This is a genomic window from Thiocapsa roseopersicina (genome assembly GCF_900106925.1).
GTDB lineage: Bacteria > Pseudomonadota > Gammaproteobacteria > Chromatiales > Chromatiaceae > Thiocapsa > Thiocapsa roseopersicina.
The window spans coordinates 122,263-145,193 of sequence record NZ_FNNZ01000012.1; the positions used below are offsets into that span (position 1 = coordinate 122,263).

A 22,931-nucleotide genomic window follows, 5' to 3' on the forward strand; every position below is an offset into this window, starting at 1 on the left:
CGCGGTCCCTCTCCGTGTTCGGTGTCATTTGCGGTCAGCTCCGCCGAGGGTGCACCGGGGTATCTTGGGGGGCGGATTGGGCGGTCGGTTGCGGGGCGCTCGCCCGGACCTGCTCGAAGTCGCGTCGTGCCTCGTCGCCGCGGATGGTCCGCTCATGGCCCGGCACGCACTGCAGCCCCTCCTGGGTCAGGCCCAGCCGGGCCAGGGTGAGGCCTAGGCGCTCGGTCTGTCGGGCGGCGAAACGGGCGTCGTTGTTGTCCTTGGGGTAATAGGCGAACTGCACCCGGTTTTCGATGCTGCCGAGCGGCGTCTCCTCGGGTAGGATGATGGTGATCATCTCGTCCCCAGCCTGGTCCCGTAGCTTGAGGTGATAGGCGCTCTTCCAGCCCTTGCCAGCGTCCGCGTCCTGCCCGTGCCAGGCGTCCTCCTCTAGGCGCCAGCCCTCGGCCGCCAGTTCGTTCAGCAGGTCCTCAGCGATGTTGGCCCGCAGTTGGGAGGCTATTAACCGCTCCTTGGCGCGTGTAACCAGCTGTTCCAGTTCGGCCTGCAACGGCTGGCTGGCCTCCACCGATGCCTTCAGGTCGGCCAGCGTGAGGCACACCGCGTGCTGCTCAAGCCGCTGCACTGACTCGCTGATGCGACCTTTGAGCGCGCTGAGCGCCCCGTCGCTCCAGTAGTCGATCTCTGCGTCCAGTTCCAATGCGCCCTGGTCGGTGTCGAACACCCAGCGGGCAGTCTGCTGCACCTCGACCGCGGCCAATTGGGCACGCAGGGCGGTCAGCGCCTCATGATACCAGGCATCCCATTCCTGCTGGCGGTACTCGATCTCGGCCTGAAGCTTGAGCGCGTTGCGATAGAGCGCCTGACCGGTTGCGATTGCGGCCTGTTCATGGCCAACGTCCAGATTGGCCTGACTCTGGGCCAGTTCCGCGCGCAGACCATCGAGTGCGCAGGGGGCAAACTGCTCATGGCGTTGGTGCCGGGCGATGTGGTCAAGGATCACCCCGGCATCGCCAAGACACCGGTCCGCGGCCTGGAGCGCGTTGCGACGCTGCGCGGCGAGGTCGTTGAACTGGCGCTGTACCTGCTCGGCCTGTTCGTTGATCAGGTTTAGGTACTCCTGCCGCTGCGCGGCCATGGTCAGGTCCAGGCCAGCCAGGCGGGTCTGGAACGCCCGGGCCTGGGCCTGTACTTCGGTGCTCAGTTGACTGATGGTCTGATCCAGCGCCCGCTGGCGCTGCTGGGCGGCCTGCTGTTGGGCCGCGATGCGCCGGCGTGCCTCGCCGAGTTGGGCCTCCAGCGCGCTGGCACGGTTCTGCTGGCTCTCCACCTTGCGTGCCGCGTTCATCAGCCGGCGATACTCGCCCTCGCGCAGCCGCACCTCCTTCTCGCCGCTCATGCTGTTCTCCGCTGTTGGTCTCTCTGTTCTCGCTCCGACGCTCCAGTGTCAGGTCATGCCCAAAAGGCGCGACGCGGGAGGCTGGGCGCTTGCAGCGCATGATGTTAGCACCCGGTCGGAGCGCCGGCATCTTGTCGGCCGGGTGGGCAGCCGGCCCCGCCGTTACAGGCCCGTGCGTAGTTGTCTTACAATGCGTGGGTCCGCTGCCCCGGCCGTGATGGCCGGAGACCAACTGCGTCCCCGAGTGCCCGATGCTAAACACTGTGCAAACCCGATGCCCGGTCTGTGGAATCCGGCAATCCGCGCTGCCGAAGGGAGCGCCCCCCCCTGCCTGTGCTCAATGCGGTTGGGACTTTCCGATCTTCCTTGGCACCGATGTGGTGGTGCGCGCCGGGGCGCAGCAGCGCCTGGATGCGGCCCAGGCGGCCTGGCGCGCCCAGCGTTACGTGCCGGACCTGTTGCCGAAGCTGACCCGAGACTCCTTCGAGACTGCCGATGAATTCGCCGCCCGGCTCGCCGCCCGGCCCTGGTGCGTCGGTGAGGCCGAGTTGCAGAAGACCGACTTCGACGTCGAATCCGGGCGCTTTCCCGTCACCTTCAGAAATGTCCACGAATGGGCTCGGTACCGACTCGCTGCGGTAATCGAGCCGCACCTGAACCTGCCCGGCGAGCAGGCGCGGATGCTTTTCCAACAGGCGGCGGTCTGGCCGGTCTACACCACGCTGAGTTCGACGGATGATCGCATCGAACTGCGCGCGCTGATGCTGGTGGCCGGCGATGCGGAACTGCCGGTGCGAGCCGATGAACCCTGGTCGCCCCCCTACCCACCTATTCATAGAAGGGCGCGGGCTGGCGACCGGGACGCCCGGAATATCCTAGGTTGGATGTATGCGACGGGTACGGAGATCGCGCGCGACCCGGTGGAAGCGGTCCGCTGGTTCCGGCTAGCGGCCGAGCAGGGCAGTGCGGCGGCCCAGTGCAATCTCGGTCTCTGCCACTACCACGGGGAGGGGGTCGAATACAACGCGGCCGAGGCCGCGAATTGGTTCCGCCGCTCCGCAGCCCAGCATTGGGGAAAGGCGGAGTTTATGCTCGGTGAGTGTTATCGCCGTGGGTGTGGCGTCGGGTCCAATGTGGCGGAAGCGGCCAACTGGTATCGTCGGGCCGCCGATCAGGGCTATGCGGACGCCCAGGAGGCCTTGACCCGGCTTTAAGCCAAGGCCCGCTAACCCGCACTCAACGCCCGGCCCGCGACCGCCAGGGCAATCGTCTCTTCGTAAACGTCCAGGCCGATGTAGGTCGCACGTTGCTTCTTCACTTCGTCCCACCAAGCCCGCCCGCCGCCGACAACGCCGCCTGTGCCGATGCCGTCTCGAGCCGATCCGCTGCTGCGTTAAACTCTTGCATGATCTGCCCCCCCTTCAATGTCGCTCTGTGTTCATGGATTCGTCCATCCTCAACATAACCCACTTGCGTTGAGGACGGGCAGGTCAAAACAAAACATTATGTCTAGACCGTACGTAATTTGTGTTAGAGCGCCGGTAACGTCGGTTACGAATGATCAAAGGTGGATCAGGTCCACCCCGTCACCGGGTGCCAGAAGACGGCTCAAGGCCCAGGCGATGGGCGACATCCGGCGCAGATCATCTGGCACACGGACCGAGGAGACGACACCCCAGCGCAGTTCGATGTGGGCCGCCGTAAGGCGGGCGTCCAGTTGCCGGATGCTCCTAGCGAGCAGGGCAGCCTGGGGCGAGCCGTGGCGAAGGGATTTCAGGGCTGGGATTTTCGCGTCGGACCGCAACAGGGCCAGCAACAACTCGCAGGCGTTGCAATATGGGCGGCCGTAGAGCTTCCCGATACGCTCGCGGTCGTCCTCGGCGATGCGGTCCGGTACGCGGACGAGCAGGTTCGCCAGCGTGCGACGGCATTGGCCGATCAATATCGCCGACGCGTCCGGCCTCGCAGTGATCGTAGCGATCAGGCAAGGATGGCGCCATACGGCGCGGGTCAGGGCTGCCATCGTGTGGCGAACCAGACCGGGACTAAAGTCATCGGGGCTGGAATGCCGCTCCAGCCGGGTCAGGAGCCGGGTCAGAACCTCGGCACGCCCCGCGATGCCGTCGCCGGCGACAAGGCCGAGCAATCGTGCGACGCCGCTGTAGGCGTTGTCATCATTGCCCTCCGCCTGTTCCAGATGCAGGATGCGCTCGACGACCTTCTCTGGTGCGTCCTGGTGCAAACAGGCCAGGATTTCCAGCGCGCGCGGGATGTCCGGCGCCCCTTCGCCAGATTGCAACGCCGCCTCGATCAAGCGGTCGCGGAACGGCGGGAAAGCGGCCTGCACCTCTGGCGGGGCGTCGGACAGGCACCGGCCCGCGGACCAGCAGCGCTCGGTCGCGTGATATAGGAAGCCGAGATGTCGCGGATCGCCGAACCGGTCCAACGCGGTTGAGCCACTCAGGAACTTGGCCCACTCGGGCGACGATGGCGTGACCGCAAGGAGGGCATCCCTCTCCGGCCCGGACGTCGCGGCGTCGCGCTCACCAGATGACATCCACCGTGCGGTCACGCGCTCGAAAGGGGCTCCGGCAATCTCTACAGGCAGCACCGTTAGCGTGTAGCTGCTATTGAGGCCATAGCGGTAATCGAGTCGCAGCCTGATCAGCAGATCCTGGGCGAGCGGAAAGGCGCCGGATTCCAGGCGCGCCTCCAGTGCCAGCGGCCGCCGCGAATGCCGATCCAGGATCAGGGGCAGGGCGTATTCGTGGCGTCCATGCGGCAGGGTGAGCGGCCTGGGTATCTCATGGGACAGCCTGGAACCGAACAACGGATCGACGGTTCCGGTCTCCAGCAACGGCAATTCGTCGTAGTGGCTCCCGTGGATGACCTCCAGCGCCAGGTCTGGCAGCCATTCCATCCAGGCAGGGCAACCGGCATCCCGGCGCAACAAGCACTCGCGTGCGCCGGCGGCGAGTTGGTGCGGCGCTAACCTAATCGCCTGCCGCAGGGGCCAGCGCCAAAGCGGTGACAGCGTCACCACGTTGCGTGCCTCCAGGCCTTTCGGAACTTCAGCGACGTCGAACGCGACGAATCGGCTAACAGGCAGCAGATCGGGGCCGCCGCCTGTAAACGCCGATACGTGCAAAAAGACATCTCGCCCCCGATCCGGCCTGAAATCGCGATCACTGGCATGGTTGGTCTCTTCGAGTCGTCCCGTCTGGATGAAGCCGAAACCCTTGTCCTGAGGGAAGACCTTGAGCCGCCCGACCCGGCGGTCTTGTGGCACCGGTATCGCGCCCGCGAAGGGGATCCCGACCAGCAGCCAGAACCCGATTCGCCCGGCGCCCTTCAGGGTCTCACCAACTGCGTCGCGCACGTGCCCGAGCCAGCGTTCCACCCGCTGACTGAACCAGTCCGGGTCATGTCGCAGTTCGATATAACCGGCATTGCAGCCGCTGTCGCCCGGGACTTGGATGTCGAGCATGCCCCCCGACGCGACTAATCGCGCCAGTTCCCCGGTGCGGATCAGATCGTGGACAATTCGTTCGACCTGCGCATCGTCCGGAGGGGTGCCCAGAGTTCGACTGACGAGCCGCCGACCATAGACCAGAAGTACCTGCTGCCAGCCCAACAGGTCGAGGTTCTCGCTGGGCGGCAGGGGCGGCTTGCGTTCCCAGTACAAGCCCCCGGATTCCGGCTTCGCGTGCCGCAGGCGGGGATCATGGCACGCTGTCAGCAGTGTCACGGTCGCCCCATCGAACGCCAGGTCCACCACGGCGATGTTGGTGCCGGGTGGCAACCGCTGTTCGGCGTCGGAGAGCGATAGGCCCCAGGCCGTTGCAGCCGCCACGCTGCGCCAAACCGACAGCGCCTCTGGGAAGGCGCCGCCGACCGCGGTGCGCAACGCCCGCTGGGCGAACGCATCCAGACCATCCGGCAGAGTCCAGGCCACCTGGGCGCCGGCTAGTGTCGGGATGGCCAGTCCATCCACCAGCCGGCGCGCCGCCAGCGATAGCAGGCCGGGGTCTGCGTCCGGGTCCGGGTCGAGAACATCCCCGAGGCACCAGGCAGTGCGGTGGTTTGCGCCGAGCGCCACCCGCCGGTCCTGGTGGCCATCGAGCCATTCGACCCCGTCACCCCCACCAGGTAGCGCGCAGGCTAGGGTCCAGGCGGCCAGGTTGTCCTGGTTGGAGGAACCGGTGACGACATGCGCCGCAGTGGCATCGAGTTCGATCCCGGCCGGGCCGTCGAGGTTGAGACCCGGTGCTGTCGCGCCTGGCTGATCCGCCGGTGTCAAGCGCAATTTGCAGGCTTTCAGAATCTGGCCGCTCACTAATGCCGCCAGCTCCCGCAGCCCTTGCAGGTCTGCATGTCCCTGGCGGGTGCCGGTGATCCGCCCATCGGTCTCCCGCACCGCGAGCGCAATGCCGCGGCCGGGCACCGGTGGACCGGTTTCGGCGTTGATCTCAAAGCACATTCCGTCGCCAACGGCCTGCTCGCCCCGACCGATCAGCTCGACCTGCAGCCAGCGCCCGTCGGCGGTGATGCGGAGGTGATGCACGCCGACCGTCCGGCGCTGGCGGACCAGCAGCGGGAGTGGCGGGTTCGGCGTCCAGCGCGGACCCTCGGGGCCGCTGCCGAGCACTGCCAGACCGACCGGCTCCCCGTCGTCGCGCCCGCGCAGCACGAGGGCGAGGTCGTCCGCGACTTCGAACAGCCCGCTGGCGCAAAGCCGGGCCGTGACCATCCAGGCCGACAGCGAGCACACGCGTCGCAACAGGTCCGGCCAGGCGCGTCGCAGGGCCTCGTCTTCCTCGCGCAGCCACTTCCATGCGCGATAGACCTTCGCATAGAGCGGATCACCGAGCAGGACGTTGTTCGGCCGGATGAGGGTCAGCGTCGGGAGCTCCGCCAATGCCGAGCGGCGCAGGCGCTCGTCGAACAAACGGACGATACGATCGAGCTCCATCACGCGCGCTTGATCGTCCTCACCGTCGCTATCATAGGCTCGAGCCCTGGCTAGGCGCTCGGTTGCGCGGCGGACCAGGATGCGGGCAAAGGCGCCGAGCAGCCGATTCTCGCTGGTGTCCGAGCTGAACTCACGCCGCACGCCCAGAGCATGGGTGCGACCGGCCAGCTTCTCGCGCACCGTGCGGCCGGGCTGGCGCGCGAGCCAGGCGACGGAGCGGTTGTCGACCTCCCGCAACTGGTACAACGGTACTTGCGCATGGGTGCGCACGATGCGCTGGCGGTGGCGTGCCAGCAGATGAGCAAAGGGCTCAGCCGCGAAGCAGGCGGCCGCGAACAGCCGGTCATGGGGGAAGGGCCGCCGGCCGGCGACGGCCGCGGCGTCCAGGTCCGCGAGCAAAGCGGTCAGCGGCTGGGGCAGCGCGTCGCCGGTCAGCGCGTCGGTGCATGCAATCACCGAGAAGCAGTGTTCGACGACCTGGTGGGTGATCCACCAGGCGGCCGCCGCGCATGGTTCGGCGGACGCAGCCAGGGACTCCAGCTCATCCAGCGCGGGCAGCGGCGGGGCCCGGGCGGCGTCGGCGTCCTCCGGCAAGAAACCCGGCCTGCGGGTGGTGCCGGTCATTGGGCGTTCTCCAGGTAACGGGCACTGCTCCAGACGAAGGCCCCGGCCCCCACCCGGCAGGCGATGTCGAAGTCCTCCGCCAGGCTCAGCCCCAGATCCGGGTTCTCGATCTGCTGGCGAATCGGATCCAGGCAGTTGCGCTTCGCGTCGCCGCTGGTCTCGATGCCGCGCAGCTTACTCATCACCTTCAGCACCATCTGGTCCTCGAAGGCGCGGCGCATGGCCCGTTCGCGGGCCTCGCTGTCGTTGCGCGCGCGGGCGTCACGCACCTCCGGATGGTTGGCCAGGTAGGCCTCAACCGCCTGCCAGACACGGTGCCCCAGCGCACGGCCGACCTGTTCCAGGGCCGTGTTGATCGTCTCCAGCACCTCCCGGTAGGGCGCCATCTCCTCCTCCGTGAACGGCGAACGCGGTTCCTGCCAGCCCTCCCAGATCGCCCGATCCAGCAGCGGCACGGCCGACGCCAGGGTCACCTCGGCGCGACGATGCAGGGTGCGCGGGCGGGGGAAGAACAACAGGTTGCTGCGGTCGATGACCTTGTCCGACAGCGCCTTCGTAGTCTCGTCCTCGTTCATCGTGCCGACCCACAGCACGTTGCGCCCGAGCTTCAGCGGATAGGGGTCCATTCCCGCCCCTAGGTCGATGTCCAGCGCGACATCCTCGCGTTCGCCGCGGCGCGCCTCCAGTTTGCTCAGTAGGTCGCTGAAGTACTGCTCCACATGGGCCAGGTTCATCTCGTCGAGCAACACCAGCAACAGGCGCCCGCCCAGACCCTTGGAATGGGCCGGATCATCCGACGCGTGCTGTGCCTGCACCATGGCCCGCAATAGCGTGGTGGCGTTGAACCGGTTGTCCACCGAGTTGAAAAAGCCGAACAGGGACTGCGGGCTGTCCCAATTGGGCTGCACCGGTACCCCCAGGAAGGCCAGGCCGCCGAATCGGGCGTAGAGCCGCGGCAGCTCCGACTTGCCGGTTCCGCTGACACCGGCAAGCACCGCGAGAGGCGATAGCTCGGCGGTCTTCAGCGCCGTGTGAAAGGCATGGACTAGGCGGGGCGGGAAGCGCAGGCCGCTCTCCTCGCAGCGCTCGACGATCCCGTTCAGCCAGTCGAGCTCGCTGATCGCCACCGCCGGCGCATTCTTGAAATCGAGCACCCAGGGTTGGGTGATCGGCCGGATCCGGGCGTCGCGCTCCGCAGCGGGCTGATACAGCCCTCGCATACGCTCGACCTCGGCGGCATACTTCTCCATCTCGGTGACCAGCACATCCCGTCGTCGGCGCAGCACTTCCAGTTCATCCCGCTGGCTTTCGAGTTCCTGAACGCCGATGACCCATCGCCCGCGCTCGGCGCGCAATGTGTTGAGTTTGCGCAGCAGGTTCTCGCGGTCCGCGGCCCAGCCTCGTTCCTGCTCCTGCAGCGCGACCAGGCGTTCCTTGTCGGTGGCGCTCGGGCGCGCCAGCAGTTCCTGCTCCAGCGACCGGATCTTCCGGTGCGCCTCATCGAGCCGCCGCAAGGCCTCCTCGGGGCCACCATCGAAGCGTTCCAGCAACTCTTGCTGGCTGTCCAATTGCCGGTGCAGGTCATCACGCTCGTCGCGCACCCGGTGGTAGTCCCGCCGGGCTTGGTCCAGCGCCCTGGTCAATTCGTCAACCTGCTCCCGAGCGCGTTCCGCGATGGTCTGTTCCATGCCGGCCCGCCGGCCCTCGAGATCCTCCTCACGCCAGCTGATTTCACCCTCGCGACGGGCAAGCTTCGCCTGCTCCTCCGTGAGTGCATCCTGCTCGGTCTTGAGCCGATCGAGCCGCTGCGCAAAGGCCTCTTCCCGCTTTTCATGGGTCTGCCTGTAACGCTCGCGCTCCGCCGCCAGCCCCGCCCCGGCCTGTTCCCTCAGGGCCGCGAGTTCCGCCTCCAGGGTCTTCAGGCGCTCTGCGCGTTCAGCGTCCAGGCGAGCGTGGAGGTCAGCGACGGCATCCTGCCGGGCCTGGTCGATCAGGGTCTGCAGCGTCGTGAACTCCTGCTGCAGCACGCAACGACGCTCCTCAAGTGCCGTCAGGGCCGCCTGGTTTAGGGCCGGGAAACCAGCCTCGGCGGCGATCTCGCGCTCGGCCAGCGCGCGCGTCTGTTCCTGGATCTTGGCCTCCCGGGCAGCAAGGGCCTGCTCCCGCGCAAGCTGAGCCTCCCAGGCATGGGCCAGATCGGCTTCACGCTGTTCCAATCCGCCCACCCGCGCGGCCAGCATGCGATCACGCGTGCTCAGGTTGGCCTCGCGTTGCGCCAACGCCGCCTCGCGCTGATCCAGGGCCGCGCCGGGCTCCGTTGCGTTGGCGACGTCCGTCGCGCTGCCCGCGGGCCCGGAAGATGGAACGGGCTTCGTGCAGGCGTTGGCGCTTTGATCATCGCCTTGTCCCGCTCTGAGTAATTCGACCAGTTCCTGATCGTCCTGTGGCGACATAGAGTCATCTACTCCAGTGCCGATGGGCTTGTCCGAATGGTCAGGATGCGCGACCTGATTCTTGTTCATCGATCACTCCTGAAACCGCTGTTCTGCAATCGTCCGCCACCCATGGCCGGCCACTCAGGCGCCCGCCGTCGCCTCATCCAAGGCGTCCAGCACCAGGCGCACGTCTGCAATCAACCGCTCATGCAATGCCAGCGCCTCGGTCGGTTCAATCATCACCAGATCCGCGTGACCGCGCGCCTTGACCAGTCGGGCGACCAGCAGCAGGAAGTCTGGGCAGGCCGTCGCCACCGCCCGCACTGGGTGTCTTGGGTCCGCGCCGGCGGCCAGCAACAGGGCGACCATTCGCGCCGACAGGGTCTCGCCGCCGCCCGCCGCTGCCCGGCGCACCCGCTCGACCTGGGCATGGGTCAATGCGGCTGGCAGGGCCCCGTGGTCGTCGAGGGCGAAGCCGAGGGCGGCCGCCACCGCAGTGATGTGCGCCGCGTTCCGGTCTTTATCTTCGCCCAGCGCGTGGTCGGGCGGTTCGCCGCCCGCGGGCGCGGCAACCTGGTCGATCTCGTCCAGCAGGGCCTCGAAGGCGATGGCTGCGGCAACGACGAAGTCCCGCAGACGGCCGCCCAGGATATCGGCGCTGGCAGCCCCGGCTTCGGTTAGTTTGGCAAGGGTGATCGCCGTAGTCTCCATCTCGATCAGTCGGGTGTGCAGTTGTGGCCGCTCATCGCTTCCCGAATACTGGTTCCTGACCCGTTGCTCCGCTTGGGCGCGGATGCGCAACAGCAGGTCCAGACCGGCGGCACCGACCGCCGCCGGCGCCGGTGCGCCGGCAGGTCCGACGCCGACCAGGGCGCGCAGAAGGTCGAACAGCCGGTCCTGATCCGCGCTGGCCTCCGCAAGGTTCGGGGGCCTCTCGCTGAAATGCTGGCCGCGGTTGCGCAGTTGCTGGAAGCGAGCCATTAGCGCCAGCGCCCAGGGACAGTCCCGCCCCAGGCCGGCCAGCGGGTAGGGATGATGCAATCGGGTCGCTAGCAGTGCCGCGGTGAGCCGGCCCGGCAGCGACCGGTTACCGTCCAGCAGCGCGCCCTTCACCACCGCCCGGGAGACGCGCAGCAGTCGCCGGGTCTCCTCTGTGGTCTCGAAACCGAGGATCACGGCAACGTTCATGCACAGATCGGCGTTGTGTTCCGGGTCGGGCGTCAGCGCCGCGAGCAGTTCAGGGTCCGGATACAGGCCGACCAGCCAGCCGAGCACAGTCTCCAGCGCCGTGTGGGCTTTGCCATAGGCGTCATCCAAAGCACGGGCCATGCCAGGTCCGCCGGCGTGCGCATGGGCCAGCGCCTCCTCGGCCCCCGCCAGGTGCCTTAGGGCCTCAACGGGTAGCAGGTCCACGGCCTCGCCCAGCCGTAGGCGGACGCGCTCGCCGGCGGCCCGTGCTGCGTCGTCCAGAACCTGCGCGAGTTCGGTCTCATCCACCTGCCATGCCTCGCCGGTGAGTCTCTCGATCAGACGTCGCATGCCTTGCTGATCCTGCTGCGCCAGATCGTTGATGGTCGGGCGCAGCAGGTCGCTGACCCCGAGACCGCAGGGGTCGGTTACCATCCAGCTGCGCTGACCGGCATCGTCCGGCGCGAACAGGCATACGGTGATGAAGGTCGGCTCCCCGACCGGGCTGAGCACCCGCACGCCTTGACGGGCGAGCAGGTTCGGATCGAGCACGTCCGGGTTGGCCTTTTCCCACTCTTGCCGGAAGGCCATGGCGCGTCGCCGGTGAGATCGCGCCGCCTTGATGATGTCCCGCGCCGAGGGCCGGAGGACAACGGGCGCGCGGCCATCCGGCCACAGATAGCGCGCGTTGTCGAACCGCGGGTTGCCGATAGTCCCGCGGCGCAGCCGGACGCTGTGCTGCTGGTCGGGCAGATCCGCGCAGTCGGTCACTGGCAGTTCACCACGACGCAACCGTCGCCATAGCCTGCCGCTGAGGCCATCGACGAACACCCAGGCGACCTCTTCGATCTCCGGCGGCTCGTCCTCCTCGGCCAGTAGGCGCAGCGCGCGCTCGGTCGGGCTGGCTGCCTGATCGAGCAGATCGATGTCTCGCAACTGGTCCAGCAGAAAGTCCACCAGGTCCGTCGGCAACTCCAGACGGGCGCTGATCTGCTCGGGCCACCGCATCCCGGCCCGGCACAGATCGAGCACGGCGCGCTGAAAGAGGTTCAACGCCCTGTTGCGGGGGGCGGGGATCAGCAACTTGAAGGCATGAACCGGCCACAGCAGCCAGCGGCGGCTACCCCAGCGCAACGGTTGCGAGTTGGCCCCGAGGTCGATGATCGGGGTGGTCCGGTCAAAGCCGCTCGGCATTGTGCACCTCGCACAGCTCGCGGAAGGCGACCAGTGGGCCGATCGCCGCCCGCGCGTCCGGGCCTTCCAGCATGGCCCCGTCCCCGACCAGGATCAGTAGGCGTTGCTGGCGGCTCATCGCCACGCACAGCCGGTTCGGCGACATCAGGTGCCCGTAGCGTCGGCGGTGCGCCAACTCGCTGCCGCCGGGCAGGGCATTGCTGCGGACCATGGACAGCAGCACCACGTCGAACTCCATGCCCTGAAAGGCATCGACGGTGCCGAAGCGCAGGCGCTCGGCTAGGCGCCCACTTGGGAGGTGCAGTTCGCGGTAAGGATCGACGATCACCAAGCCGCCATCTTCGTCGGGGGCGGCCATGCTTATCGTCATCAGCGCCTTGCCGATTTCGGCCACCTGTGCCGAGTAGAAGGTAATGATGCCGAAGGTCAGGCCGGCGGCGGCGGGGTGGTCCATCAGGTGCTTGAGTTCGTGGACCAGCGCCCGTGCCTCGACCGGGCGGGACTTGCTTTGGCCCGATATCTCGGGGTCCAAGCCTGCGGGCACATCGAGCCAGCCGGCCGGGCCGGGCCAGCCAGGCAGGTCGTGGGCGAAGTCCGATGCAGGCCGCGGCGAGCGGAATGCCTCGCCATAGGGCGCATAGAACTGCGCGCTGATGAACTCACCCAGCAACGGATGCATGCGGTATTGCTCATCGAGGGTAACGGTCCGCCGAATTCCGTCCCTTGACTCCCGCTGGCGGAGGTCGTTGAACAGGCGCTCGAATAGGCTTTCCTTCAGCCATTCCAGGGTGCACTGTTGAGCATTCTTCGCTGCGGACGGGCCTGTTTTGCTCTCGCCGTCGCCCGACTGTGCGTTGCCGTCCGCGGCTAGGTGCCCCTCCAACTCCCGTTCGAGCTGCTGATCGACGATATGCGGCAGTTGCCTATGATCGCCCACCAGCACTATACGGCGCCCAGCGCGGGCCAGGGGGATCAGAAGGTCGAGCGGAGTGGCGCGGGCCGCCTCGTCCACGACCACGGTGTCATAGGCCTGCGTGCCCTTCAGGTCCGCGAGCTCCTTACGTGCGGACTGTTGGCAGGTCGCGGCGAACACCGAGGTGCAGGCGATCACGGCGCGCTTGACGGCCTCATGATCGCCCTCCAGGGTCTCGAGAAAGGCCAGCACAGCCTCGTCTGCGCCGTCCCGGGAGGCCTGCTGCCGGAGCGCCAGTTCATCGCGTACAGCGCCGAGGGCCGCGAGCACCTCGGTATTCACCTGCGGGATGCTGTCTTCGGTGCGGTCGGCGGGGAGCAACGCGAGCAGCAACCGGCGGCGCAAGTCGCCGAGGGCCCGCAGAAACGGCGGTGCGTCGGGGCCATGCCAGGCGATGGCCTGGTTCAGCAGGGCCAGGTCCGCGGGGGCGAGCAACGGCGTGACCAGTGTGAGCCGGCTAAGTCTGCAGGCGTTGCGTGGACCATCGTCGGTAAAGGCGGTTGTATCATGGCGCAACGCACGCACCGCGCACAGGGCGCGGGTCCGCTCCGGATCCTGCCGCCGGACCCGCGCCCGTTCGGCGAAGGTGTTCGCCAGCCTCCGCAGACGTTCCCCACGGGCGGCCGACACGGCGGTGCCGAGACTGTCCGCGGTGCGTTCGAGCATCGCCGCCGTCTGTGCCGGGACGCCGGGGGCCAGCAGATAGGCCTTGAGCTGCGCCGCGACCAGCCTTTGCAAGGCCGACGGCGGGCGTTGCGGGAGCCGTTTGCGGATCGCGTCGGCTCGCCCTCGCGCCCAGTCCTCGATGACCCTGTCCACCTGGTTGTCTGCCTCCCCGCGTTGGCGGCGCCCGCCGAACTTGATCGGCGGCAGACCGTTAGCGCTCATTCGTGCAATGGCGTTCTCCACCGCATCGTGTTGGAAGCCGCTCAACAATAGGCGCCCCTGGACCCCGTCCGAGCTGTCCCAGACCTCCTGAAGCCGTTCGACCAGGGCGACGATGATCGTGGTCTTGCCGGTGCCTGGCGGCCCCTGGATCAACGCGATGTCCGGCGTGTTCAGGGCCACTCGCAGGGCCTCCTCCTGGGTCGGCGTCGGTGCGTACGCACCAAAGACTTTACGGGATACGGCTGGGGTCAGTGCCGGCAGCGTGCCGCGGCGCGGGACTGGCACGGGCTTGCCCTCGAGGAGCAAGCCGAGTTGGGGCATCGGGCAACTGGCTTGGCGAATCGCGCGCTGCGCATCGTCCCGCCGCTTCAGCCGCGTTTGATCGCCGCGCAGGGACACGAACAGGAAGCCGCGGGACGGCAGGGTCGCCTCCTGATCGCCGTCGCGGGGCAGGGTCAGCGTGCCGTCGCGCCGGTTCCAGACGGGTTTGGGCTCGAAGGTCGCCACCGGGGGCTGCTCAGTCGCCTCGTCTGTTTGCCGCTCCTCGGGGGCATCCGTGATCAGTGCCACCGGGATCTGTTCGGCGGCCTCGATGCCGAGTCCCTGTGCCTCCCTTAGCACGCAGACAAAGCGCTCGGTGTCCGCGAGGCTCCTAGGGTCGAGCGTGAATCGGCAGGTGCCCTCTGGCAAAGACTCGACCTGAGTATATGCGAGCTGGCCCGACTCCCTGGCGCGACGGATGGTCATTTCCCGCTCGATCTCGCCGTACCGGCGCCATTGATCGAGGAAACTGCTGCCAGTGGCCGACAGGGCGTCGAGTTCGGCGGCCGCGGACGCACGCAGCCGCCCGGCCATTGTGGCATCGACGAACTGTATGTCCCCTGTGACCAGGGCGATCGGCGCCTGTCCCTGAGCCTGGCCACGCACGATCTTGTCGATCAGCAGCCGCTTTTCAGGGTCGCGCCGGATGAAGGCGTGGGCCGAGCGGCCGAGTAGCGCGAAGGCGTCCGCCGACGTCCCGTGGCCGGCGGTGGCGAAGGCCCGTTGCCCGTCGCCCTCGCCGGCGAGCAGGAATTGCTCTCGCAGCCAGTCGATGGCCCGCGTTGGGTTGTTATGGGTCCGGGCAATGCGTGCGAGGGCCTCGAAACCCTTCTCGTCGATGCCGATCTGTGCCGACGGCAACACCACTGTATGCAGGAAGGTGTGAATCCGGATCCGCAGCCCGCGCTTGGTCGGGCCAACGATGCGGACCAGGTGGGGTAAATGCCGTGTGCAATGGGCCGCCAGCAGGTCTGCGTGCCTGCGCCCATCGCCAGCGACCTCAATCATGTCCGCGCCCACAGCCAGCAGCGCCAACTGATCGCGGTCGGCGTAATGCAGGCGGGCCTCGGTGCCGGGCAGGAAAGATGCCGGCAGGGTATCGGTGGCGCCGGACCAGGTCAGGTCGAGTTCGTCGCACTGGCCGTGGGGCAATTGTTCGAGCTTCATGCGCCGTTTCCATGCCAGCGCAACCGCGCCAGCCGATGAGGGCGGTCGAGCGGCCCGAAGTGCAGAAGCGATTCATCGCCGGGGATCGGCACCGGCAACAGCTTGCGCCCCTCAAGGCGTTGTAGGCGTCCCCGCAACAGCAAATGCACCTCACAATCGGTCAGCAATTCCACCTGGATACCGCCCGGCACCTGGCGGATGCGCAACACCGGCTCGTCGTCCGCGGCGGCCAGCACGGGTGCGATCACATGCCGCTGCACCAGTCCGGCAAGGGCACCGTTGTCGGCCAGATCGATGATCTTGCGCCAGACGGGTTCGGTACTGACGGCGGAACCCCCGTCGTCGTCGAACTCCGGATCCCAGCGGTGGACCTCCATCTGGATGAAGGGGCCGCGCCCGGACTCGCAGAACGGACAGTCGCGGGCGACGTAAAAGTTGGAACCGCAGGCCGAGCAGGACAGCAGCCGATCTGCGAGCCTTCGGAGCAGATCGGTCCACTCGGTCAGGCCGGGACGTGCATCGGGGCGCTGGCGACCGGGACCGAAGGTGCGCTGGAACAGTGCCAGCAGCGGTTTGGGGATCACCAGTTCACGTGGGATGCCATGGGCGCTGCGGTTCGAGGGATCATCGGCGTCTTCGATCCAGGGGATTTTTCCCTCGTAGGCGAGTTGCTCGCGGTCCTCGTCGCTGTCCCAACCCGCCTCCTCGACGAAATCGCCGAGAAAGGGATGGACCTGGGCGAGTACCTGGAAGGCCAAAACGGCAAAGGCGTAGGCATCCGACAGAGTGGTGACGCCGGCGCGGCCGGTGACCACCTCCGGGGCGCCGAAACCGGGGGTGAAGATGCCCGCGGAGCTGTCGGACAGGTATTGGAGATTGTCCAGGTCGATCAGCCAGACCTCGTTGGCGTCATGGCCTTCGGACACGAACACATTGTTTGGCGAGACATCGGCATAGACCAGCGGGATCGCGTGCAGCCGTGCCAGCAGGGCGGCAGTTCTGGCGAGCAGTTGCAGGCGGCGGCGTAATCCGCCGGTGTCGCGATAGAAGGCGCCGAGGCTGCTTCCAGGCGGGGCGATGAGACTGCGGATGGGTACCATGTCTCCCAGTAGCCGCATCGTGTAACCCACCTGATCACGCAGCAGGGCAAGCGGCTGAGCCAGATGCATATCGGTGAGTGGCAGCAGCCGGACGTCTTCCAGCCGCCGCCGCAGGGCCGTATGGCCGGCCTCGCCTCCGGCGGAGACAGGCATGCCCGACGGTCCGGTGACCAGTTTGACGGCGATGTGCGCATTGCGCGTCCGCAGGACCACACCCTGCCCACCGCGTCCCAGGGGATCGCCGATCAGATCATGACGATTGCCATCCTCGTCCAGGACGGTCTTGGGAAATCCGCTCATTGACCCTCCAGTGCCTCAGTCCGCCACAGAATCGCCAGGGTCTTGTCGTCGCGGTGCCCCGGCGTTGGCCAAGCACGCAGCATGCTGCCGATCAGGCGGGAGCACTCACCCCGAGGCATGGACCCGTGGCGGTCGATGAGGGCGTCGAGCAGATCCAACCGCCGGTCCGGGAGCAGGTCGTCCGCGATGCCGTCGGTGGCCAACAGGATCGCCGCCGGGCCGGGCGGTCGCGGCGCCAGATGGTACCGCCATTCGCGCAGGTCGGTAGCGATCCCAAGCCCGGTTGTGGTGTTGCCGAAACGCTCGGCCGGGGGTTCCAGCAGGATCACGTCCCCGCCACAGCGGGCGAGCACCAGGCCATCGCCCAGTTGGGCCAGCAACAGGGGGCCATCACGAACCGCGAGGGCAAAAGCACAGGTGGTCGAGCTATCACCGGCCCCGAGGGCGTGGACGCGAATGTTCCAGAGGGCGTGGATCAGGCGCAGCAGCAGGTCGGGAGGCGCCCCCGGCGCCGCCGACCAAGCCCGCGCCGCCTCCGCCACCGCCCGGCAGGCGGCCCGAGAGCCGGCGGCGGCATGGGGTCGGCTGCCGAGACCATCGGCGATCACGGCGAGCGCGAAGGCTCGGTTCTGGCGGCTCAGCCAGGCGTCCTGGTTCGGTTGCCCGGCGCGGCGGTGCGCCGGACCGCGCACGCTCGACCCCATCATCTGCCACATCTGGGCCGGCCTACAGCCGATCCAGATCGTAGGGATCCTGCATCGGCGGCAACTCGTTGGGATTGACGCTGCGCGTTCGGGTGGCGACCGACATGGTGAGGAAATTGAAAAAGTCCCGGATGCGCCTGGCATCGGCCGCGCCGAACAGGCGGTCCGTCGCCGGCGCGACGAAACGTCGCAGCACGTCCACATCGGCGTCCGCGCCGATCGCCAGCGCCATCCGATCCGCCTTCTGGGCACGTCCCTCCTTGGTCATGCGAGTTAGGCCATTCTCCCAGCCGGGGTCCGGCTGACCGTCCGAGAGCAGCACGACGGTCGGCCGATAGGCCCGCGCCGGAATCTTCTCGCGATCCTCGATCAGATCAGCGGCAAGCTCCATCGCCTTACCCATTGGCGTGCTGCCGCGGGCGGTGAGGTCGGTCCACTGCACGGTGTTCGCCGTGGCGAGCGGCGTTTGGACCTCGGCGGTGCCGCCGAAGGTGATGATCGCGACATGGATCTCGGCACCCTGGTCATCGGTGGTGGCGAAGCTCGCCAGCATGTCGCGTATCGATGCGTTCAGGGCCGCGATCTTGCCGTCGGCGTGCATGCTACCGCTCACGTCGGCCAACAGGATGACCGGAAGCGGGCGGGCGGCACCTGTGGTGAACTCTTTGAGTTGCATGGGGATGGTCTCCGGTATGGTAGCGATTGGGGCGGGTTGCCGACTGGCCCGTGGCAAGGCGGTCTGTTCCGCCCCGTCGAACTGCAGTCAAGCCTTGCGCCAGGTTATTACGATAACTAATTAATTGGTTTAGGGTAGCGCCGCGCCAGCGGGGTACCGCCGCTGGCGACGAACTCCTGGATGCCCTGAATCTGATGAGCAGCGGACAGGGGTAAATGGGCCTGTGCGTCGCCGCCGAAGGTGTTCACGCCGAGATGGATCTCCGCACGCAGACGGCTCTCCGTCGGGAAGCTCTTAACCATGTCGCGCAGCGATTGGTTCAAAGCCTCGATCTTGCCATCGACTCCCAAACTTCCGCTGGTGTCGGCGAGGATGAAGACGGGAAGCGGCCGCGGGGCCGTGACGGCGAAGTCTTTCATCGCCATAGTTTGAGTCCCTGTTGTTTCTGATGCGGTTAGGTGCCGATTGCCCGCTACGGACATCAGTTGCGCGGGAGTTCCGGATTGCGATAGACGGTGATGACATCGTCGCTCTTCGGTGAGAGCAGGACCTGGAGGTTCTCCAGCCGACGGATGTCGAGTCCCTGCCGGGCGTAACGGCGCACCTCCTTTCTGCCTACGAAGTAGAAGCGTGCACCGCGGGTATGGCGACAGCGACCCAGGCGTAGGACGTCGGCCAAATCGTCGCGGCGGATACCACGCTGACTCATGCGCAGCCGAGCGTGTTCGGTCAACGCGAAGGAATCGATCGGGGCGGCTTGTTGGTCGTGACGGGTCTGTTGTTGCATCGACGGAACTCCTTGGTATGTGTCGATGCCTATTACTCAATCCTTGTGCCAACATTTTATTACTTTTTTTTCAACGGCATGCGTGATTTATGGTGAAGATAAAAGTAACTTCGGTTACTCCTGGAGGTGTCTGGGTTACTTTGAGCTTCTGGACGGGGCTTTCCCCGGATCCAGCCCGTGGCTGCGGAGGCGATTTGAAAGCACCTGGTGACTGCCGAGCCCCAGGAGTTGTGCGGCATCTTTCTTGACGCCGCCAGCAGTTTCAAGGGCCTTTCCCAGATAGTGTTTCTCGACATGTCCTAAGAGGGCATCCAGATCAAACCCGGCTCCGAGTGACCTATTCATGATGCCGGCGGAATCCTCTGTTCTTCCGAGAAGCGCGTCACGAATGTCGGCGTCGCCCAACAGGCCGTCCTGCGCCCACAGGGCCGCCCGCAGTAGCGTAGCGTGGAGTTCGCGGACGTTGCCAGGCCATGCCTCGCGCAGGAGTCGATTGCGAGCGTTCGGACTGAGCTTGAGTTCGGAATCGATACCGAGAGTCTGTTGGATCGCACCGAGGAAATGCTCGATAAGAGGCATCAAGTCACCGTGGCGCTCGCGCAGGGGCGGTAGTTCCAGAACACCTACGGCCACTCGGTAGAAAAGATCCTCGCGAAAGCGATGATCCGCGATGTCCTGTTGGAGGTCTCGGTGTGTGGCGGCGATAAGGCGTACATCGACCGGGCGTTCCTTCGCATCGCCGACCGCTGTGATGACTCCTTCCTGCAGTACGCGCAGCAGTCGCACCTGCGCGGAAGCAGAAAGCTCTCCGAGCTCGTCGAGGAATAGGGTGCCGCCTTGTGCCTGTTCGAACACGCCTGCTTGATCGCGCACCGCCCCGGTGAAGGCGCCTTTGAGATGGCCAAACAGGGTCGAGTCGATCAGCTCCGGCGGAATGGCGCCGCAGTTCAGGGCTACGAAGGGCTTGCCGCTGCGCGTGCTGATGTTGTGTATAGCACGCGCAAACAACTCTTTTCCAGTGCCGGTCTCCCCCAGAACCAGTACCGGAACATCAAATCGAGCCAGCGCGGCCGCGCGCTGTTTGAGCTTCATCATATTCGGATGGCCGGTGACGATGCGCTCGAAATCAGCGGTCATTGGGACAGGAGCTGCCGCCATTTCGCGCAGGCGAAGACCGTCACTCGCGGATCCGAGTGGGAGGAACTCCGCCGAAATGGCGAAGGGTAGATCGACAGGCTGTACGCCCTGCTCGGCTGATGCCTGCAGGAAATCGGCTTGATAACGGGTCTTGCCGAGCAGTATCCATACCGCCTGCATGGCGGGGGTCCCAGGACTAATCAGGATTTGCCGTTTCGCCTCCGGATGGGTCGTCCATACCTCATGCAGCAATGCCTCGGCAGCCTTATAAATATCCGAGTAATCTACGGGGGAACTGAGTTGTGCGTGGCGCGCGTTCAGTTTGCCGGGGGCGTGGTGGTCCAGCCAATCGAGATACGGCGCGACGTCAGCTGGAGAGTAATTGTAGAGCAGGTAGGTCTGGTTTGGTTGAACCGTCCGCAAGGTCGCCAATACCGGGCCGTCTCCTGCTTCCGCGTCTACGGCATCCAGATCTCGTTTTCCAATCCAACTAACAACGATATGTTTCATTGGTGGCCTGATCCATCTTGGCTCTTATTGGCAATTAGCACGCAGGTTTTGTGCTTCTGCCAGTACCTGAAAGTTTATGAGGTTTTGGCGGGAACGCTGCCACGATTGACCCGATACGCCGTCTCCGCGCCCGTCACAACCAAAACGCCAGCCCCATGATACGCAATAGGTCTCGAAAAATGTACGCGCCCCCTTTCAGGTGAAGCGATGCTGCCCGACCCCGTAGATCTCTTTCTTTCTTGACTTCGCTCGCCGGGTGGTGCGGCCCACCACCTTTGTTGCCTGTTCGAATTCGTGGGACTCGGGCGTTCCGAGCGCGCCCTGTAGCTCAACCCGCGAACTGATGCTGACCGCGCCGCTCCACATGCCGGCTCTAGCCTGCTGGGGTGGGGCGTGTAAAAAGCGTGCACGATCGACTAAAAAAGATGGCGTGGGCGCGTACCTCAATCCTGACTGGTTCGTCGGGTTATCGTCGAACACCAGTGCCAGTTTGTATCCGAAGTTTCCGGATTCTGAAAATCTTCTACTGACCGCCCTGGGAGGACGAGACTTGTCTGAGCGGTTGGTCCAGGCCCATACAGATGCGGTTGCACTGGCCGAGAACGACCGGGCGCGCGAGAGTCTGGAGCGCTATCTCGGTGCGGGTCAGTCCGCCCTGCGCAACGACGATACCGAAGGCGCCCGCTTGACGCTGCGCGAGCTGGAGACGGCCCGGACGATCTTGGGGCAGGAGTACAGCCTGCGCATCGTCAACCGACTGGGCGAGCGGAGCGGTGTCTGGCGCATCCCGGATGTCAACAGCGGGGCACGCAACTATTACATCATGGTCGAGGCCGTGGATCCGACCGGCCGGGTGCTCCGCGTGCCGATCCTCAACGAAGAGACCCGCGAGACCGCTACCGTCGCCGTCTGGGGTCTGCGCGTGGACGAAGACACCTTCAACGCGGTTGCGCGCGACAAACGCGACGACGGCATCATCGAGCGCGACCGTTTCGGCTACAAGACCCACGGCGAGCTGGTTCCGCGGTACGACATGCCCACGACCGGCGGGGCCATCACGCAATGGTAAGTAGGGACCGAGAACGACCGGTGCATCTTCGGACCGGGACTCTCTATCGTGTGATTCTGGCTTAGGCGTCGCCGATCCTGAACCACTTGTTTCTGAATCGTCACGAAGGTTCAACCCCCCGGCTCGTGCGCGGCCAGCGACTTTGTGCTTTGTTTTTGTCCTCTTGCCCAGTTCTCTCCATCTAGCACGATCAGACAGTGACCGATTGTCTCAAGCGACACGGTGTTGGTGAATCATGGCGTTGACTCTGCCAAAAGCACCGTATCGACCCACTGTGGGTCACCCGACCAGAATTAGAAACCCATGTCCACGCCCCGGATCAAACCCGAATTCGCTCCAAACCTGCATCCCTTGGGGGCCGGCGCCATCGACTTCTTCCTCGCCGCCAGCCTCTACCAGGCCAGGAAAATCAGTTTCAGCGCTGCCGCTGACCTCGCGGGGTTGTCGTTGGTCCGACCGTACAGGTACCTGGAATCGGTGTTTCGAGATGCTCCGAATCCGAGGTCCCGATTAGAGTTCCTGTGCCCGACCGTAGGCGGCCTCCTTGGCGCGATACCCTGGCGCGAGCATGGCGTTGTCGACGCCATAGAGGGTTTGGTGGTTGCGCAGCCAAAGCTGGAACTCCTTCCCCCGACAGCTGTGATCAGTGGAACAATCAACGTTCCATAAGCGCAGGAAATAGCCTGCCTGAGCCGCACGCACTTCAATGCGTCGTACGCCGTCGGTCATGCCGTACTCAAGCTCGATGGACTCCGGGTGCTCGACGTTCTCAGCGTTTGGGTGCGCGACCAGCTCCAAGTCGACGTAGCGCGACCATTGCCTGTCAGCACCCTGAACTTCGTGCTCAGCCACCGAGCCTTCTGCCGCTCGAACGGCAGACATGCGTGTCAGCAAGAAGTCAAGGAAAGTGCCTCGGCGTCGGTCGAACGCCCGAACATGCCATTTCAGCCCGCTGTTTACCAGTGCGTGCGGAGCGATCACCCGCCTTCGCGCGCCGCTGCCAGTGGAGACATAGCCGATTTCAACGAGATTACCCAAGTGGATTGCACGGGTCAGCGCGGCCACGATGTCAGGGCTGGGAGAAGAAAGATCTTGCGGCAGGGCGCACTCGATCATCGGTCGATGATCACCGAGGAAATCGTCACCGATGCCTCGGGTGAGCGAACTCAGTGCTTGGTGCGTTGAGTGCTTGAAGATCGGGCTGAAACTTTTGTTGATCAGGTATTTCCGCGCGCGCGCATCGTAGGTGGCATTGTTCGGTGCAATCTCGCGATACGTACTCAGATCACGCGTTGCCGCAGCTTCCTTGATACCGAAGCGCTCCACCAAATCAGAGCGCGTCGCGGAGCCGAGAAAGTAAAGTCTGAAATCCAGGAAGAAGAGCCGGGAGCGCTGCGCCTGGCTCGGTTTGTCGAGGAGACCGGAGGTCATCATGGCTCTGAGCTGCGAAACACGTTGTAGATTGCCCTGCCGTGGTTGACTTGGCG

At 65.8% G+C, this 22,931-nt stretch carries 14 protein-coding genes; 2 read left to right on the forward strand and 12 right to left on the reverse strand.

Annotated elements, in window-relative coordinates; genetic code table 11:
• Window positions 1–34: 34 nt before the first annotated feature.
• Window positions 35–1,399 (reverse strand): coiled-coil domain-containing protein, encoded by a 1,365-nt coding sequence (locus BLV04_RS13775; RefSeq protein WP_093033051.1) that lies wholly within the window; start codon window positions 1,397–1,399, stop codon window positions 35–37.
• 251 nt (window positions 1,400–1,650) lie between these two features.
• Here BLV04_RS13775 and BLV04_RS13780 point away from each other — a divergent pair, with 251 nt between their 5' ends.
• The gene (locus BLV04_RS13780) at window positions 1,651–2,613 is read left to right on the forward strand and encodes a tetratricopeptide repeat protein (protein WP_093033054.1); all 963 of its coding nucleotides are present in this window, start codon (window positions 1,651–1,653) and stop codon (window positions 2,611–2,613) included.
• A gap of 347 nt (window positions 2,614–2,960) precedes the next feature.
• Here the strand turns inward: BLV04_RS13780 and BLV04_RS13785 are convergent, their stop codons facing one another.
• The 10 genes from BLV04_RS13785 to BLV04_RS13830 form a co-directional block, all read right to left on the reverse strand.
• Complete coding sequence (locus BLV04_RS13785) at window positions 2,961–6,995, reverse strand: DUF2357 domain-containing protein (RefSeq protein ID WP_093033057.1); 4,035 nt, start codon at window positions 6,993–6,995, stop codon at window positions 2,961–2,963.
• Window positions 6,992–9,517, reverse strand: a complete 2,526-nt coding sequence (locus BLV04_RS13790; protein ID WP_139191935.1) for a DUF8727 domain-containing protein — start codon at window positions 9,515–9,517, stop codon at window positions 6,992–6,994. The genes BLV04_RS13785 and BLV04_RS13790 overlap by 4 nt, the downstream gene beginning before the upstream one ends.
• A 54-nt stretch (window positions 9,518–9,571) precedes the next feature.
• On the reverse strand, window positions 9,572–11,812 hold the full coding sequence (locus BLV04_RS13795) for a hypothetical protein (RefSeq protein WP_093033063.1): 2,241 nt from the start codon (window positions 11,810–11,812) through the stop codon (window positions 9,572–9,574).
• Window positions 11,796–15,161: a DEAD/DEAH box helicase gene (locus BLV04_RS13800; protein WP_093033066.1), complete on the reverse strand. Its 3,366-nt coding sequence runs from the start codon at window positions 15,159–15,161 to the stop codon at window positions 11,796–11,798. Before BLV04_RS13800 ends, BLV04_RS13795 begins: the two co-directional genes overlap by 17 nt.
• A complete protein-coding gene (locus tag BLV04_RS13805) occupies window positions 15,158–16,561 on the reverse strand; it encodes a protein kinase domain-containing protein (RefSeq protein WP_093033069.1) in 1,404 nt (467 codons plus the stop codon). The genes BLV04_RS13800 and BLV04_RS13805 overlap by 4 nt, the downstream gene beginning before the upstream one ends.
• On the reverse strand, window positions 16,558–17,277 hold the full coding sequence (locus BLV04_RS13810; RefSeq protein ID WP_093033072.1) for a protein phosphatase 2C domain-containing protein: 720 nt from the start codon (window positions 17,275–17,277) through the stop codon (window positions 16,558–16,560). The genes BLV04_RS13805 and BLV04_RS13810 overlap by 4 nt, the downstream gene beginning before the upstream one ends.
• Before the next feature lie 10 nt (window positions 17,278–17,287).
• Window positions 17,288–17,941, reverse strand: coding sequence for a vWA domain-containing protein (locus tag BLV04_RS13815; protein WP_093033075.1), 654 nt, complete (start codon window positions 17,939–17,941; stop codon window positions 17,288–17,290).
• A gap of 116 nt (window positions 17,942–18,057) precedes the next feature.
• On the reverse strand, window positions 18,058–18,366 hold the full coding sequence (locus BLV04_RS13820; protein WP_175534635.1) for a vWA domain-containing protein: 309 nt from the start codon (window positions 18,364–18,366) through the stop codon (window positions 18,058–18,060).
• Between the two features lie 56 nt (window positions 18,367–18,422).
• Window positions 18,423–18,728 carry a DUF4258 domain-containing protein gene (locus BLV04_RS13825; RefSeq protein ID WP_093033078.1) on the reverse strand — a complete coding sequence of 102 codons (306 nt, stop codon included), beginning with the start codon at window positions 18,726–18,728 and terminating at the stop codon, window positions 18,423–18,425.
• A gap of 135 nt (window positions 18,729–18,863) precedes the next feature.
• The gene (locus BLV04_RS13830; RefSeq protein ID WP_093033081.1) at window positions 18,864–20,375 is read right to left on the reverse strand and encodes a sigma-54 interaction domain-containing protein; all 1,512 of its coding nucleotides are present in this window, start codon (window positions 20,373–20,375) and stop codon (window positions 18,864–18,866) included.
• A 550-nt stretch (window positions 20,376–20,925) separates the two neighbouring features.
• On the opposite strand from BLV04_RS13830, the gene BLV04_RS13835 reads away from it, so the two are divergent.
• A complete protein-coding gene (locus BLV04_RS13835) occupies window positions 20,926–21,444 on the forward strand; it encodes a DUF6384 family protein (protein ID WP_175534636.1) in 519 nt (172 codons plus the stop codon).
• A gap of 510 nt (window positions 21,445–21,954) precedes the next feature.
• Here BLV04_RS13835 and BLV04_RS13840 read toward each other — a convergent pair.
• The gene (locus tag BLV04_RS13840) at window positions 21,955–22,878 is read right to left on the reverse strand and encodes a WYL domain-containing protein (RefSeq protein ID WP_217633702.1); all 924 of its coding nucleotides are present in this window, start codon (window positions 22,876–22,878) and stop codon (window positions 21,955–21,957) included.
• Window positions 22,879–22,931: the final 53 nt, after the last annotated feature.

Excerpts from the sequence above, each read along its gene's own strand:
- BLV04_RS13775 (WP_093033051.1), bottom strand. The coding sequence starts at position 1,399 with ATGAGCGGCGAGAAGGAGGTGCGGCTGCGCGAGGGCGAGTATCGCCGG.
- BLV04_RS13780 (WP_093033054.1), top strand. The coding sequence starts at position 1,651 with ATGCTAAACACTGTGCAAACCCGATGCCCGGTCTGTGGAATCCGGCAA.
- BLV04_RS13785 (WP_093033057.1), bottom strand. The coding sequence starts at position 6,995 with ATGACCGGCACCACCCGCAGGCCGGGTTTCTTGCCGGAGGACGCCGAC.
- BLV04_RS13790 (WP_139191935.1), bottom strand. The coding sequence starts at position 9,517 with ATGAACAAGAATCAGGTCGCGCATCCTGACCATTCGGACAAGCCCATC.
- BLV04_RS13795 (WP_093033063.1), bottom strand. The coding sequence starts at position 11,812 with ATGCCGAGCGGCTTTGACCGGACCACCCCGATCATCGACCTCGGGGCC.
- BLV04_RS13800 (WP_093033066.1), bottom strand. The coding sequence starts at position 15,161 with ATGAAGCTCGAACAATTGCCCCACGGCCAGTGCGACGAACTCGACCTG.
- BLV04_RS13805 (WP_093033069.1), bottom strand. The coding sequence starts at position 16,561 with ATGAGCGGATTTCCCAAGACCGTCCTGGACGAGGATGGCAATCGTCAT.
- BLV04_RS13810 (WP_093033072.1), bottom strand. The coding sequence starts at position 17,277 with ATGTGGCAGATGATGGGGTCGAGCGTGCGCGGTCCGGCGCACCGCCGC.
- BLV04_RS13815 (WP_093033075.1), bottom strand. The coding sequence starts at position 17,941 with ATGCAACTCAAAGAGTTCACCACAGGTGCCGCCCGCCCGCTTCCGGTC.
- BLV04_RS13820 (WP_175534635.1), bottom strand. The coding sequence starts at position 18,366 with ATGGCGATGAAAGACTTCGCCGTCACGGCCCCGCGGCCGCTTCCCGTC.
- BLV04_RS13825 (WP_093033078.1), bottom strand. The coding sequence starts at position 18,728 with ATGCAACAACAGACCCGTCACGACCAACAAGCCGCCCCGATCGATTCC.
- BLV04_RS13830 (WP_093033081.1), bottom strand. The coding sequence starts at position 20,375 with ATGAAACATATCGTTGTTAGTTGGATTGGAAAACGAGATCTGGATGCC.
- BLV04_RS13840 (WP_217633702.1), bottom strand. The coding sequence starts at position 22,878 with ATGATGACCTCCGGTCTCCTCGACAAACCGAGCCAGGCGCAGCGCTCC.